The 14,066-nt window shown below is 67.2% G+C and carries 11 protein-coding genes; 3 read left to right on the top strand and 8 right to left on the bottom strand.

Annotated elements, in window-relative coordinates; all coding sequences use genetic code 11:
* Positions 1-27: 27 nt before the first annotated feature.
* The 6 genes from AC1D0A_RS01890 to AC1D0A_RS01865 all read right to left on the bottom strand — a co-directional run bounded on the left by AC1D0A_RS01890 (position 28) and on the right by AC1D0A_RS01865 (position 9,368).
* Complete coding sequence (locus AC1D0A_RS01890) at positions 28-1,017, bottom strand: alpha/beta hydrolase fold domain-containing protein (RefSeq protein WP_459384866.1); 990 nt, start codon at positions 1,015-1,017, stop codon at positions 28-30.
* A complete protein-coding gene (locus AC1D0A_RS01885; protein ID WP_476945072.1) occupies positions 1,014-3,683 on the bottom strand; it encodes an alpha-L-rhamnosidase in 2,670 nt (889 codons plus the stop codon). Before AC1D0A_RS01885 ends, AC1D0A_RS01890 begins: the two co-directional genes overlap by 4 nt.
* Positions 3,684-3,749: 66 nt before the next feature.
* Positions 3,750-4,757: an oligopeptide/dipeptide ABC transporter ATP-binding protein gene (locus tag AC1D0A_RS01880; RefSeq protein WP_243177821.1), complete on the bottom strand. Its 1,008-nt coding sequence runs from the start codon at positions 4,755-4,757 to the stop codon at positions 3,750-3,752.
* A complete protein-coding gene (locus tag AC1D0A_RS01875) occupies positions 4,754-6,799 on the bottom strand; it encodes a dipeptide/oligopeptide/nickel ABC transporter permease/ATP-binding protein (protein WP_476945071.1) in 2,046 nt (681 codons plus the stop codon). Before AC1D0A_RS01875 ends, AC1D0A_RS01880 begins: the two co-directional genes overlap by 4 nt.
* Positions 6,796-7,749, bottom strand: a complete 954-nt coding sequence (locus AC1D0A_RS01870) for an ABC transporter permease (protein ID WP_476945070.1) — start codon at positions 7,747-7,749, stop codon at positions 6,796-6,798. Before AC1D0A_RS01870 ends, AC1D0A_RS01875 begins: the two co-directional genes overlap by 4 nt.
* A 65-nt stretch (positions 7,750-7,814) precedes the next feature.
* Entirely contained in the window at positions 7,815-9,368 is a 1,554-nt protein-coding gene (locus AC1D0A_RS01865; protein WP_243177824.1) for an ABC transporter substrate-binding protein, read from the bottom strand.
* 374 nt (positions 9,369-9,742) lie between these two features.
* Between AC1D0A_RS01865 and AC1D0A_RS01860 the strand changes: the two genes are divergently transcribed.
* The 3 genes from AC1D0A_RS01860 (at position 9,743) to AC1D0A_RS01850 (ending at position 12,468) form a co-directional block, all read left to right on the top strand.
* Positions 9,743-10,996: a glycoside hydrolase family 1 protein gene (locus AC1D0A_RS01860; protein ID WP_476945069.1), complete on the top strand. Its 1,254-nt coding sequence runs from the start codon at positions 9,743-9,745 to the stop codon at positions 10,994-10,996.
* 127 nt (positions 10,997-11,123) lie between these two features.
* Complete coding sequence (locus AC1D0A_RS01855; RefSeq protein ID WP_243177826.1) at positions 11,124-11,978, top strand: IclR family transcriptional regulator; 855 nt, start codon at positions 11,124-11,126, stop codon at positions 11,976-11,978.
* A 193-nt stretch (positions 11,979-12,171) separates the two neighbouring features.
* Positions 12,172-12,468: a hypothetical protein gene (locus AC1D0A_RS01850; RefSeq protein WP_243177827.1), complete on the top strand. Its 297-nt coding sequence runs from the start codon at positions 12,172-12,174 to the stop codon at positions 12,466-12,468.
* A gap of 23 nt (positions 12,469-12,491) precedes the next feature.
* Here the strand turns inward: AC1D0A_RS01850 and AC1D0A_RS01845 are convergent, their stop codons facing one another.
* Both AC1D0A_RS01845 and AC1D0A_RS01840 read right to left on the bottom strand, forming a co-directional pair.
* Positions 12,492-13,520, bottom strand: a complete 1,029-nt coding sequence (locus AC1D0A_RS01845; RefSeq protein WP_476944627.1) for a prenyltransferase/squalene oxidase repeat-containing protein — start codon at positions 13,518-13,520, stop codon at positions 12,492-12,494.
* Positions 13,521-13,560: 40 nt separating this feature from the next.
* Positions 13,561-14,013: a universal stress protein gene (locus AC1D0A_RS01840; protein ID WP_476945068.1), complete on the bottom strand. Its 453-nt coding sequence runs from the start codon at positions 14,011-14,013 to the stop codon at positions 13,561-13,563.
* Positions 14,014-14,066 lie beyond the last annotated feature (53 nt).

Here is a 14,066-nt window from a genome sequence, read left to right as displayed (position 1 = left end):
TGCTACCGCCGGAAATTGAGCTTGTCGCTAAAGCTCGTGGGCGAAATATGCCACCGCTGAGCCGAGGATCCGGTCCAGCTGGCCTTCGGCGCCGAAAAAGCAGTGGTCACCGCCCCGGATGGTGATGAGTTCGTTGCGGACGTTCGCGTCATCGAGCGCGGCGGCGAGCAGTTGGCTTTGGGAGAGCGGAACCAGGCCGTCGCTGTCGCCGTGGACCAGCAGGAACGGCGGCGCGTCCGCGGTGACGTAGCCCAGCGGACTCGCTGCGGCCAGCAGGGCGGCGTCGGCGGTGCCGCCCACCAGCATGGGGCCGGGCTCGAGGGTCATGCCGTCCGGCACCGCCGCGCTCAACGGCCCGGTCATCATGCCCGGGGGAATGTTCATGGCCGGCATGTCCGGCAGCGAGGACACCCCGTAGAAGTCGATGACGGCGCTCACGGCGCTGGAGTGCCCTTGGACTCCGAGGCCACCCTCGAGGTCCTTCCTGGCGCCAGTCAGTCCCAGCAAGGCGGCAAGATGCCCGCCGGCCGACTCGCCCCACGCGCCGATCCGTCCGGCGTCGATCCCCAACATGTCTGCGTGTTCGCGGAGGTACCGGACGGCGGCCTTGAGGTCGTGCAGCTGCGCCGGGAACGGCGCCTCCAGGGCATGGCGGTAGTCCACGGTGGCGCACGCGATGCCGGCTTCGTTCAGCAGGCGGAACACTGAGTCCGGGGCGAAGGTAGGCGGCAGCTCGCGGCGGTCTCCCAGCTGGAACGCGCCGCCGTGGATCCAGACAACCAGCGGCACCGGCGTCCCGGCAGCGTTGCGGGGCAGCCAGATATCCATGGCGAGCCGGCGGAAGCCGATAGCGATCGCGTAGCTGACTTCGCGGTGGACGGCAGAGTTTTCCGACACGACTTCGGCCGCGCCCGGGGGCAGGAACGCCGGGAAGGCCGGGGCCGGCAGCCCGGCCGGTGCCGCCTGACCTGTTTCGACGGGGGTGGTTTCCGTGGCTGTGGCTGCGTCCGGGGTCATGATGCACTCCTTGCAAGTTGGGGCTGGTGGTCATTGCCGCCGGCAGGGGCGGTGAAGGTATGGGTTCCGGGCCCGACGACGGCGTTCGGCCGGCCGGTGAGGCGGACTTCCGCTGTGGTGCCGGGCGGGACGGTCGCAATGAGGGTGATCTCGCCGTCGTCAATTGCCCAGCTGACCTCGATGGGGCCCTGCGGGCCCCGGTGCGACGTGGCCGCGGAGGTGATCCCGGCGCCGGGGCGGGGCTCGATGATGATCCGTTTGTAGGCCGCGTTCCCGGGTGCCTGGCGCAGGCCCGCCGTGTAGCGGTGCAGGAACGAGATCACGGCGCCCTTGCTGTAGTGGTTCAGCGACTGGCGCGTTGTTCCGTCCGCGCCTCTTCCGTCCCAGGCTTCCCACATGGTGGTGGCACCGCGGTCCACCATCACCAGCCAGGAGGGTTCGGAGTCCTGCATGAGCAGTTCATAGGCGAGGTCCGGCTGTCCGTTATCGGCGAGCACAGGCAGCAGGTAGGGGGTGGCCAGGAAGCCGGTGCCCAGGTGCGTGCCGGCGTCGCGAACGAGCGTGACCAACTGCTTGACCACCGCCGGCCGGCCGCCGTCCGGAACCAGGTCAAAGGCCAGCGCGCGCACGCAGTTGGCCTGCGTGCCACCGTCGACTGTTCCGTCGGCCCGCAGGTATTCCCGCTGCCACGCACGGCGGACGTTACCGGAGAGCTCCCCAAGTTCCCGGGCTTTGTCCCCCTTGCCCAGGACGGCGGCAATCCTGGCCATGATGGCGGAGGAGTGCCGGTAGTAGGCGGTGGCCACGATGCCGTTGTCGGCAGACCGAGAGGCGAATAGGTCCGGCGCCGGGCCACCCGGTTCCATCCATTCCCCGAAATGGAAGCCGGTGTCCCAGAGATACTGCTCATGCGGGGCCGGCATGGCGTGGGCCTCTGCCCTGGCCGGGTGCCGGTTGCCCTCCGCGGCGCTGCGGATGAAGCCGAGCCAGCGTTCCATCGCCTCCCAGTTCTGTTCCAGGATGCCGGTGTCACCGGTGGCGAGATGGATCTCCCAAGGCACCATGACCACCGCATCCCCCCACCCTGAGGACCCATTCATAAAGGCCATGAATTCGGCACTGGTTACCTCCGGTCCCGGCGAGGGAGAGATGTTGACCACCACTCCGTTGTCCCACTGATCGGTCCTCACGTCCCTGAGCCACTTCGCCGTAAAACCTGCCACGTCGAAGAGGTAGGCGGCGGTGGGTACAAACAGCTGCCAGTCGCCGGTCCAGCCTGCCTTTTCCCGCTGTGGGCAGTCGGTGGGAACTTCACAAGCGTTGCCGCGGAAGCTCCACTCCACAATGTCGTGCAGCCTGTTGAGCCGGTCGTCGCTGCAGTTGAAAGTCCCCAGGCGTTCCAGCTGGGTCTGGACCATGCAGCCCACGATGTCCGCCGGTTCCAGGTCTGCGTCCAGGCCCTGCACGGCGACGTACTGGAAGCCATGGGTGGTGTGGCGCGGCTCGAAGACCTCGCCCGGGGCGCCAGATGCCACCACGGAATCCACCTGTCCGGCGCCGAGGAACTGCCCCGGATTGCGGAAATCGTGGGGACGGAGGTGTTCCTGGGTGACGTCGCCGTCAGCGCCCAGGGCTTCGCCGTACACCATCGTGACAGTCTTCCCTGGGGCGCCAAGCCGGCTCAGGCGGATCCAGCCGTTGATGTTCTGGCCCAGGTCCACGATCTGGTTGCCGTTGGCCAGTCGCGTGATGGATACCGGGCTGAGTTCTTCCACGATGCGCGTGGGGGGCGCCACGGGGCCGGTGAGGGTGGTGAAGCTGCCGTCGCGGAGGACTGCGTGCCCGGTTGCCCCGTGGCCGCGGCGGAAATCTACTCGCTGGCCGGCCATGAGATCGGCGCTGACGATCTCCGTCGCGGAAACGTCCCACGAGCCGTCGGTGCCGACGACTGTCCGTTGTCCGCCGGACTCCAGCTCCAGCTGAGCCAGGAAGGCCGTCTGCGGTCCGTGCATGTCGGCGTCGCGTGTGTACCCGAACGTGCCGCGGTACCAGCCGTCGGTGAGGACGGCCCGGACGGTGTTGGTACCGGGCCGGAGCATGCGGGCGATATCAAAGGCCTGGACCTGGAGCGTGCTGTGGTAACTCGTCGAGCCCGGTGTGAGCTGTTGGTCCCCCACGCGCACGCCGTTGATGAAGAGCTCGTAGATGCCGTGGGCTGTGGCGTAGCAGCGCGACTTTGCGGGGGCTGCGTCCAGCGTGAAGGTTTTTGACAGAGCATGTCCGGGACGCTCCCCCGGGTCCGGAACCGCCGGTTCGTCGGGGCCGATCCACTGCGCGGTCCAATCCTCCGGGTGCAGCAGGCCCAGTTCCACGGCCATCGGCTCGGACCAGGCGGACAGAACTTCGGTGCCGTCAGAGGCCACGTTCCAGGTCCGGACCGTCCAGTCGAAGCGGTCCCGGGAGCCGAGGGCGGGGCCGCCGTACGGCACGAAGCCGTGCGTGCCGCCGTCCACCCGGCCGGTGTCCCAGCCATTGCTGGCTGCCAGCTGGTAGGCAACCTGCCGGACCGTGCCCTGCGGCGGCGTCCAGCTGAATCCAGACAGCGTATTGGTGATCCCGAAGGATTCGCTGAGGTGGTCCGTCCGAAGGTGCGTGGGGTGGTTCATGCGGGGAAGCTCCCTGAAGTTGGGCTCAACTTGTTTGAGGCGGACCTGACGCTGGGCTGCGCGGGGTCAGGCGTAGTGGCAGGCGACGTCGGCGGCGCCCACCCGCCGAAGGGCCGGACGCTCGGCGGTGCAGAGTTCTGTGGCGAGCGGGCACCGCTGGCTGAAGGGACAGCCTCCCGGCGACCCCGCCACTGCAGCGGCCGTGCGGACGCCAAGGGATTCGCGCAGCATCCTCCGCTCGGCCTGTTCCGCGGGCCTCGGCACGGGCGAAGCAGCCACGAGGGCCTGGGTGAACGGATGCTTGGGCGACTCCGTGACGGCTGCCGCCGGCCCGCTTTCCATCACCTGGCCGCGGTAGAGGACCACAACGCGCTGCGCCAGGAACTGGACCACCGAGATGTCGTGGGCGATGAACAGGTAGCTCAGGCCAAGCTCGTCGCGGAGGTCGGCCAGGAGGTTGAGCACCTGGGCCTGGGTGGAGAGATCCAGGGCACTGACCGCCTCATCGCACACCACGAGCTTCGGTTCGCAGATCAGGGCACGGGCGACGGCGATCCGCTGGCGCTGGCCGCCGGAGAACTGGCTGGGGTAGCGGTCCACGGCCTCACGGGGCAGCCCCACGCGTTCGAGCATGGCTTCGGCTTTTTCGCGCGCCACTGCGGCCGTAACCCCGCGGATCCGCAGCGGCTCCGCCAGCGAAGCACCGATGCTCTGGCGCGGGTTCAGCGAGGAGTTGGGGTCCTGGAAGACCGCCCGCAGTTCACCGCCGAGGGCGCGGCGCTCTGCAGCACCGGCATAGGTGATGTCCTTGCCCTGGTAGCTGATGGTGCCGCCGGCGCTCTTCTGGAGGCCAAGGATCGCCTTGCCGATGGTGGATTTTCCGGAGCCGGATTCCCCCACCAGGCCTACGGTCTCGCCGGGACGGATGGAGAAGCTGACGCCGTCCACCGCTGCCGGGGCTGCTGCAGCTTTCCGGCCGCGGCCGTACCGGACCAGCAGGTCCTTGACCTCCAGCATGGGCTGCTCCGGCGCAACTGGCGCCGTGTCCTGCCGTTCTGCCGTCTCGATGCTCATGCCAGGTCCTTTTCGACGATTTTCAGTACTCGGTGAGTGGGCACTTCGGTGGCAAGCCATTCCAGGCCCTCCACCGCCAGTTCGTCCGCCTTGACGCAGCGGACCACTCCGTCTTCGGAGCCGGAAGGCAGCAGCGGCACCGGGGCGGCGCACGCGGAGCCGGCGAACTGGCAGCGCGCCATGAAGCGGCAGCCCGTGGGCCAGTCCTTTGGCTGCGGAACCTGGCCGCTGATGGTGGCCAGCCGTTCAGGCATGTCCGCCGCGGTGTTGGCGTGCGGGTCGGCGGCCAGAAGCGCCAAGGTGTAAGGGTGGCGGGGGTTGTCGAGAATATTGGCGGTCCGGCCGCTTTCCACCACCTGGCCGGCGTACATCACGGCGACGTTGTCGCAGATGTCCGCCACGACGCCGAGGTCGTGGGTGACCATCACCACGGACATCCCGGTGTCCTTCACCAGGGAGCGCAGCAGCGAGAGGATTTCGGCCTGCACGGTGACGTCCAGCGCTGTGGTGGGTTCGTCGGCCACCAGCAGCCTGGGCCGGCCGGACAGTGCCAGGGCGATGGCGACGCGCTGGGCCATGCCGCCGCTGATCTGGTGCGGGTAGGTCTTGAGGATGCGTTTGGCGTCCACAATGCCCACCTTTTCGAGCAAGCTGAGGGCTTCGGCATGTGCCTCGGCCTTGCCCACCTTCCGCAGCCGGCGGATGGCCGCGGTGAGCTGGTAGCCCACGGTGAACATGGGATCCAGGGCCCGCATGGGTTCCTGCGAGATCAGGGCGATGTCCCGGCCGCGGATGCCTTCCATCTCGCGCTCCGTGGCGGCGGCCAGGTTCTTGCCATTCCACAGGATCTGGCCGCCGGTGGCGGAGACCCCGGCGGGCAGCAGGCCCAGCAGCGATAGCGCGGTCATGGTCTTGCCGCAGCCGGATTCCCCCACCAGGCCCAACACGGTTCCCGGCCCGACGTCGAACGAGACGTCCGTGACCAGCGGAGTCCCGCCGTCGACCCCTACAGAGAGTCCGCGGACGCTCAGGTGGCCTTTGGCCGGGATGGCTCCCGCCTCGGCCACCGAGGCCGCGGCGCCCGCTGCAACAGAACGCTGGCCGCGCGCCGCTGCCGACGGCAGGTGCGAGACGCCAGTGTTCGGCGCCTTCCCCAGGGCGCTGCCGATCGCGTTGGCGGCCAGGACGGTCAGGGCAAGGACCGCACCGGTGGGAACCATCAGCCACGGGGCGTCGTAGACGTGCTGGGAAGCGCCCTGGATCATGCCGCCCCAGCTGGGTTGCGGGATGGGCGGGCCGAAGCCGATGAACGCCAGGCCGGCCTGGATCAGCATGCCGACAGCGAAGATGAGGGCGGACTGGACCACGATGGTGTTGGTCAGTCCGGGCAAAACGTGGCGGAGGCTGATCCCCAGGGTGCTGACGCCGTCCACCTTGGCCGCGTCCACGTACAGCTGGGACTGGAGCGACTTGGCCTGGCCCAGCATGACGCGGTAGATGCCGGCGGAAATGAGGACGCCCAAGATGGCCATGATCAGCGGGATGTTGGTTCCCACGGCACCGATAACTGCTAGGATGATGACGGTGCCGGGCAGCGACATCATGACCTCGGTGACGCGGCTGATCCCTCCTTCCGTCTGGCCTCTGCCGGCGGCCACCATGGCCAGGGCGGTTCCGAGCACGACGCCGACAATCACCGTGATCAGTGAGGTTCCCAGGGTGCCTGCGGCGGCAGCGAAGATGCGGCTGAGGAGGTCCCGGCCGAGTTCGTCGGTGCCGAGCCAGTGCGCGGCGGTGGGACCGGACAGGACAGCGGTGAAGTCCTGGTCCTCCGTTTTGTAGGGTAGCCACCACTGGGCAGTCAGCGAGGCAACCACCAGGGCTGCCAGCCATACGACGCCGGCCACGCCGCCGGGCGAGGCGAAGAGCCGGCTTGCGGAAATTTTGCTGAAGGCGGCCCGCTGGCCGGACTTGGGCTGCACAGCTGCGGCAGCCGTGGCTGGCGCACTGTCGGCAGGAGCGGGGGCGACGTTGGGGATCATGAGGCACGCAACTTCGGGTCGAGGAACTTGGTGGCGAGTTCCAGCACGAGATTCACGGCCACCACCACGACGGTGGCGATGACCACCACGCCCTGGACGGCGGGAGCGTCGTGGGTGCTGACGGAGGTCTGGACGGCCTGGCCCAGGCCGGGCATGGCGAAGAGCTGCTCCGCGATGACGGAGCCGCCGAACAGGCCGATGAACTGCAGCGCGATGCCGGCCACGATGGGGAGGCTGGCGTAGCGCAGGGCGTGGATGTAGAGGATTTTCCAGGTCGGTGTGGCCGTGGCACGCAGCGTCCGGATGTGCTCCTGCTGCAACGCCTCAAGCATCGAGGCCCTGGTCTGGCGGGCGATGAAGGCCCCGCCGCCTACGGCAAGCGTGATGACAGGAAGGGCCAGGGACATGCCCCAGTCCTGCGGTGAGACTTCGAACGGCACGTAGCCGGTGGCGGGAAAGACCGAGGACTGCACGGCGAACAGGTACACAAAGATGATGCCGATCCAGAAGGCAGGCAGGGCCACGGCCAGGCCGCAGATCCCGCCCACGATCCGGTCCACCAGGCCACCGCGGACCGCCGCGCTCACGCCCAGGCCGATCCCGAGGATCGCGCTCAGGACGGTGGCGCCAGCCGCGAGTGATGCCGTCACCGGAAGCCTGTTGCCCAGGTCCGCGCTAACCGAGCGGCCATCGATCAGGGACGTGCCGAGGTTGCCCTGGACGGCGTCGCCGAGCCAGCGGAAGAACTGGGCGAGGAGAGGATCGTTCCAGCCGAGCCGCCCGTTGACCTCGTCAATCGCTTCTTGGGAGGCACCGGCGCCGAGCGACACAGCGCCGGGGCTGCCGGGCATCGCGTGCACCAGCAGGAATGCCAGTACCGCGACCACCAGCACGGTGGCCAGCGCCATCAGCAGACGCTTGGTGATGAATAGTGCCATGGTGACCTCCATCGGTCAGGACCTGCCGGACGGCTGCCCGTTCCAGAGTCGGGGTGGCCGTCCGGCAGGTTCGGTGATCAGCTAGCCGGTGCGTAGGACGAGAGAAGCGGGTAGGCGTTCGAACCTGCGAACTTCACCTGCTGAACCTTCTTGGTGTTGTAACCCTGGTTGGTGAGTGACTCATAGAGCGGGATCATCCAGCCGGATTCCACCAGGCGGGTGTTGAGCTTGGTGAGGGCGGTCTTCTTGGCGGCGTCGTCCTTCGCGGCCGCGGCTTCGCCCGTAGCCGCAGTCAACTGCTCATCGGAGGCCTTCTGCACATTGGTGAAACCGTTCAGGACCACCCCGTACATCAGCCCCACCGGGTTGTCCCAGCCGAGTGCGGCGTAGCCGAGGGGCGTGGTCGCGACTGCCGCGAAGGCTTCATCGGTGGAGGACGCCATCTTAATGTTCATCTTGATTCCGACGGCGGCCAGATCCTTCTGGACGGCCTGCAGGTCCGTCTGGGTTTCAGCGCTGCCAACAATGGTGAACTCGAAGCCGTTGGCGTAGCCGGCCTCGGCCAGCAGGCTCTTGGCCTTCGCCGGGTCGTAGGCGAACTTGGTGTTCAGCTCATGGGTGAAGCCCGCGGAATCCTTGGGAAGTGCATTCCAGGCCGCGATGTCACCCTTGTGCAGTGCATCCACCAGTGACTGGCGGTTGATGGCGAACTGGAACGCCTGACGGACTTTCTCGCTGGCGAAGGCTGGAGCGGTCTTTCCGGTCTTGTCGAAGGAAACCATGGTGTGCAGCGTTCCACCGATCTGGGACACGCCGAGGCCCTTGGACTTTGCGAAGTCCACTGTGGGGGAAGTGAGCATGGCGACATCGGCCTGGCCGGAGACGAGAGCGTTGGCGCGCGCCTGGGGATCCTGGATGACGCTGAAGGTGATCTTCTGGTAGGCGTAGTTTGCGGCGTCGGCATTCTTGCCGTTCTTCACCATGACGTACTTGTTGCCCTTAACCGTGGAGGGGTCGAGCGTGTAGGGACCGGAGCCGTCCGGGGTTTTGGCGAGGCTGGCCGTATCGGCAACACCGCTCTTGCCGACAACCATGCCCATGGTGGAGGCGAGGTTCTTTTCGAACCCTGGCTGCGGCTTGGCGAACTTGATGGCCACCTGCGTGGGACTGACAACACTCACCGAAGTGATTTCCTGGGCTCCGCCCTTGGCGATTGCGGAGTAGGCGCTGAGTGCGGGGTCGCTGCGGCGGTCCAGGTTTGCCTTCACCAGAGCCGCATCCAGGGTAGCGCCGTCCGTGAAGATGACGCCTTCCTTGAGGGTCAGCGTAAGGACCGTGTTGTCCGCGCTGTAGCTGAACTCCTTGGCCAAGCCCGGTCCAACGGAACCGTCCGGTTGCAGGGTCATGAGGTTTTCGTAGAGGCCTTCAAAAAACTGCCGCTGCGCGTCGGCGACACGCAGCGGATCGAAGCCGAAGGAAGCGCTGTCGCTGTCGACGGCGATGGTCAATGTGTCTTTGTTGACGGCGGTTGCCGCCTGGGTCCCGCCGCCACAGGCGGTGAGCGAACTCATGAGAAGCGCCCCGGCCAGAACGGCCGCGCTCCGTCGTGCGGTGGAGTTCAGAAGTTTCATGTAGTGCGCCTTCGCATTCTTTCTCAGCAAACGGGGGTCAACATCCGTGGGGAGCCTGGCGGCCTGTATACCGATCGTCCGTGACCAGCTTCCGGGCCGTTGCGCCGGTGCCCCTCTCGTCAGATGGGTCTCGGCGACCGGCTCACTCAAGGATCACGGCGACGCCTCAAACGGAAACACGAGAATGTCATTGATTGGAAAAGTATTGTGGTGAGGGTCACTCCGGACGGGTCTCGAATGGACGCGCAATGTCCGCGGGACCAGCGATGAGTCTTTCAACCAATGAAAACGGCCGCCCTCCCCTGGCATTGACCGCGGAGGATGGACAGTCAGCCCATGCACAGTCGCTTGGCGCTCAGATCGAAAGGAACCAGATGACCGACTCTTTTGCCTTCCCGCACGATTTCCTGTGGGGCCTCGCCACGGCAGCCCACCAGGTCGAGGGAAACAATGTCAACAGTGACTGCTGGTTCCTGGAGAGGCTCCCCGGAACGATCTTCGCCGAACCGTCCGGGGACGCCGTCGACCACTACCACCGGTACCGCGAGGACATTGCCCTGATCGCCGACCTGGGGTTCACGAGTTACCGCTTCTCCTTGGAGTGGGCCCGCATCGAGCCCGAGGAAGGCTACTTCTCGGTGGCGGAACTCAACCATTACCGCCGCGTGCTGGAGGCCTGCCATGAGCACGGGCTCATCCCGGTAGTCACCTTCCATCACTTCACGTCACCCAGGTGGCTCCTGGCGGCCGGCGGCTGGGAGGACCCGCAGACCCCCGAACGGTTCGCCCGCTACTGCGACCGGGCCATGAGGCACCTCGGCGATCTCATCGGCGTCGCCTGCACCCTCAACGAGCCCAACCTCCCGTGGCTCCTCAAGGAACTTGGCCTGGGCGGCGAGGCCCCCGAACGCAGGGCAGAGGTGCCGCTGTGGGCGGCCGCGGCAGACCGGCTCGGGATCGACGCAAGCCGCGTGGCACCCTTCCAGTTCACGGTCTCCGAGGCTGGCTTCGACATCAAGCTTGCTGCACACCGGCAGGGCCGGGCCGCCATCAAGGCGATCCGGCCGGAGCTCCCGGTCGGGTGGACCCTGGCCAACACCGACATCCAGGCAGCCGAAGGCGGCCAGGACCGGGCGGACAGGATCCGTCGAGAGGTCAACGAACGCTTCCTCGTGGCGTCCCGCGACGACGACTTCGTGGGGATCCAGACGTACGGCCGGACGGTCTTCGGTCCGGACGGGGTGATGCCGGCCCCCGAGGGAGCCGCGACGAACCAGATGGGCGAGGAAATTTACCCCGAGGCCCTCGAAGCGACCATTCGGGAGGCAGCCAGCGTCGCCGGCATCCCTGTCATCGTCACGGAGAACGGCCTGGCGACCGACGACGACTCTCAGCGACTGGCCTACCTCCGCACGGCGGTCGCCGGCGTGGCGTCCTGCCTGGCCGACGGCATCGATGTCCGCGGCTACATCGCCTGGACAGCCTTCGACAACTTCGAGTGGATCTTTGGCTACGGTCCGAAGTTTGGACTCATCGCGGTGGACCGGGCCACGCAGGAACGGACCCCGAAGGAGAGTGCCAAGTTCCTCGGCAGCCTTGCCGGGACGCGGGTGACTGCGTCCGTTTGAACCAGCGCCGGCGCAGTCGACGCCCCACCCCAACAGTGCCGCAGCCATGGAGTACCGGCTAGGAGTTTCATTGGGCGAAACACTATTGTGGTGGGGGTCACTGGCGACGAACTAGGAACGGTTTGAAATGACAGCAGCCCAGGAAAGGGATCCGGACAGCGCCGGGCCCGGAACCCCCGCTCCCGCGCGCGGCAAGCGGCCCAAACAGGGCGAACCGGTGATAGACCGGGCCCTGAGCCTGCTCGCCGTCTTCACGGACCGCCGCCGGGCGCTGACCCTGTCAGAGATGGCCCGTTTTGCGCAAATGCCCGCCCCGACGGCGTTGCGCCTCATTGCCCGGCTGGTCGCCTGGGGCGCTCTGGAACGGCTCGACGACGGACGCTACGTTGTGGGCGTCCGGCTGTGGGAAATAGCGTCCCTCTCCCCGAGGGGCCACGGGATCCGCGAAATCGCGTTGCCCTACCTTGAGGATCTCTTCGAGGTGACGCGCCATCACGTGTTGTTGGCCGTGCGGGATAAAGACCAGGCCGTCCTGATCGAACGGCTTTCCTCCAAGCAGGCCACGGAAGTCGCCTACCGGGTGGGCGGCCGGCTCCCCCTGCGCTCCACGGCCGTCGGCCTGGTCCTGATGGCCGGCTCGGACGCGGCATTCCAGGAAAAGATCCTCAGGGAACCCGCGGAAACTGAACCGGGCGTGGCTCCCATGCCGGAGGGCCAGCTGCGGCGCACCCTGTCCGACGTCCACCGGACGGGGATTGCCATGATCCGCCGGTCCGCGCCGTCGCTGACTGTTTCCGTGGCGGCGCCCGTCTTTGATGCCCAGGGCACGGTGGTGGCCGCACTGTCGATCGTGGTACCGGACGGGACCACCCCGCCCAACGTCCTGGCTCCGGCGGTGATGGCCACCGCGAGGGCAGTCTCACGAAACCTTGGCTACCGGGCTGCCCTGGCCGAGGACGTCCGGACTCTGTCGGACGGCTGACCGCGGACCTGCCAACCACCGGCCCTGCCAACCAGTGGAAAGGCCGCCGCGGCGTTGGGATCAAGGCTCATCATGTTGAACCTGCGGGGCATGGGGCTCCCCGGCCCCCCGCCTGCTTCCGCGAGCCCTTGACACGCCCGGTGGCGGCGTCTAGGACTGGCCTTGTCCCGTCCAAACCAGCCTAGGAGTTGTTATGGCCACCACGCCCTACGGAATCGTGCACTTCTTCCCGGGAGGCACCAAGGAACAATACGAGGCGTCGCTTGCAGCCGTCCATCCGGGCGCGGGGCTCCTGCCCGAGGGTCAGATCTTCCACGCCGGCGGGGCATCCGAGGGTGGCTGGACGGTCATGGCAGTCCACGAATCGAAAGAAAGCTGGGAAAAATTCCGGGACACGATCCTCCTGCCCCGGATGCAGGCGGGTATTGAGGGCGGCTTCGCCGCTCCGCCCGAAGAGACGGTGATCGACCTCTACAAGGTTCTGCCCTAGCAGCAGGTAAACCGCACGCCACTTCAAACGGCGCGCCCGTACCAGTCGAGTACACGCAACGCGCGGAGGGTGTTCCACCGGCTGGACCGGCCGTCACCGTCATCAACCGGGAAATGGACGATCCCGGGATGCGTGTTTTCGAGCAACCAGGTCCCGTCGGGCTGCTCCTTTGACCGGAGCACCTCCACGGCTTCGGCCACGCGCGGGTCCGGAGGCTCTCCCGTCGAACGGAAGTACTCCAGGGCACGGAGCACGTCGTAGTGCCAGCGGGTCGGAAAGGAGAACGTCAGCCAAGCCGGGTCTATGACCGCGCCGGTGCTCTTGCGTCGGAACAGGCCCCGCTCCAGCAGATACTCCTCGCCCCGGCGCCGCGCGTCCACGGACTGCGCCGAGCCGCCCGTGACCCGTTCGTGGGCCAGGAGGCCCTCGAGGACGTTGATCGTCGTGGCGGCCGAGGACACCACGGCGCCGGACTCCGCCCAACAGTTCCACCCGCCGTCGCCCAGTTGCCCGCTGACGAGCCGGGAGACGACGCCGTCGACGTCCTGATCAAAGTACGCGCCGAGCGCCACTGTCATTCCGTTGATGCACGGCTCCACCTCGCCTTGGAAATACGGCTGGCCGCCCTCCTCCCAGCGGCAGTTGTCCCTGACCAGCGCTATGGTCTGGCGCATCTGCTCACTTCGCGGGTCGATCCCGAAGTCACGCAGCAGGAGCAAGCTGTACGTTGTGGCGGTCCACGGCTGGGGGACGCGGTCCCAACCTGTGTCACCGCCGGCATCATCCGCACCGCCGCCCTCGGGACCGTCGCCCTCGGCACGGCCGCTCTCGGCACAGCCGCCGTCGGGGCGGTCGCCCTGGGCGGGGAAATATGCGCCATGCGCCCATTGGCCGTCCTCGTCCCGCAATGCCAGCAGGCGGGCACCCCAGCCTTCGGTCGCTACCCGCGCGCGCTCTGCGGTAACGGCCTCGGGCGCGGCGTTGCTGAGATCCTGCAACACCTGCCACCGAAGGGAAGGATCTGAATCCATCAGCCAGTCCAGGACGGTCATACGCCGATGGTAGCCCTCCCGGCTCGCTGGCATCGGACGCTCAGGAAGCCTTCGGCCGGATCACCAGGACAGGGCACGGAGAGTGGCTGGCCACCTGGGCGGAGACCGATCCGATGTGCAGCCCGGCGAAACCGCCGTGGCCGCGGGAGCCGACGATCACCAGGTCGGCTTCCCGTGCGGCCTCAAGTATTGCCGAGGCCGCTGAGTCGTTTTTGATGGACCGCGTCACGACATTGACACCCACTGCGGATTTCGCCGCCTCGGCGCCCAGCGCTTCAGCCTGCTGCTCCGGTGAGTCCTCCGCCACGATTTCGCCTGCCGCCGTTTCCAGCATCGCCGGATACCACGCCATTGGCGCCTTGTTCCAGACGGTCAGGACCCGGAGCTCCGCATTGCGGTACCCGGCCTCTTCAACACCCCACGCCAGGGCCTCATGTGATTGCTTCGAGCCGTCAAATCCGATCACGATCACAAAGGGATCAACTTTTTTCATGGTTCCAGACTTTCACTGCCGGTTTGCGGCGGCTAGGGGCCTCTGACCCCATC

The organism is Arthrobacter sp. P1_D4 (genome assembly GCF_056406115.1).
Note: the sequence above shows the minus strand (reverse complement) of the source record. Positions and strands in the feature narration are given on the sequence as shown.

Excerpts from the sequence above, each read along its gene's own strand:
- AC1D0A_RS01845 (WP_476944627.1), bottom strand. The coding sequence starts at position 13,520 with ATGACCGTCCTGGACTGGCTGATGGATTCAGATCCTTCCCTTCGGTGG.
- AC1D0A_RS01880 (WP_243177821.1), bottom strand. The coding sequence starts at position 4,757 with ATGAGCATCGAGACGGCAGAACGGCAGGACACGGCGCCAGTTGCGCCG.
- AC1D0A_RS01840 (WP_476945068.1), bottom strand. The coding sequence starts at position 14,013 with ATGAAAAAAGTTGATCCCTTTGTGATCGTGATCGGATTTGACGGCTCG.
- AC1D0A_RS01875 (WP_476945071.1), bottom strand. The coding sequence starts at position 6,799 with ATGATCCCCAACGTCGCCCCCGCTCCTGCCGACAGTGCGCCAGCCACG.
- AC1D0A_RS01870 (WP_476945070.1), bottom strand. The coding sequence starts at position 7,749 with ATGGAGGTCACCATGGCACTATTCATCACCAAGCGTCTGCTGATGGCG.
- AC1D0A_RS01890 (WP_459384866.1), bottom strand. The coding sequence starts at position 1,017 with ATGACCCCGGACGCAGCCACAGCCACGGAAACCACCCCCGTCGAAACA.
- AC1D0A_RS01850 (WP_243177827.1), top strand. The coding sequence starts at position 12,172 with ATGGCCACCACGCCCTACGGAATCGTGCACTTCTTCCCGGGAGGCACC.
- AC1D0A_RS01885 (WP_476945072.1), bottom strand. The coding sequence starts at position 3,683 with ATGAACCACCCCACGCACCTTCGGACGGACCACCTCAGCGAATCCTTC.
- AC1D0A_RS01860 (WP_476945069.1), top strand. The coding sequence starts at position 9,743 with ATGACCGACTCTTTTGCCTTCCCGCACGATTTCCTGTGGGGCCTCGCC.
- AC1D0A_RS01855 (WP_243177826.1), top strand. The coding sequence starts at position 11,124 with ATGACAGCAGCCCAGGAAAGGGATCCGGACAGCGCCGGGCCCGGAACC.
- AC1D0A_RS01865 (WP_243177824.1), bottom strand. The coding sequence starts at position 9,368 with ATGAAACTTCTGAACTCCACCGCACGACGGAGCGCGGCCGTTCTGGCC.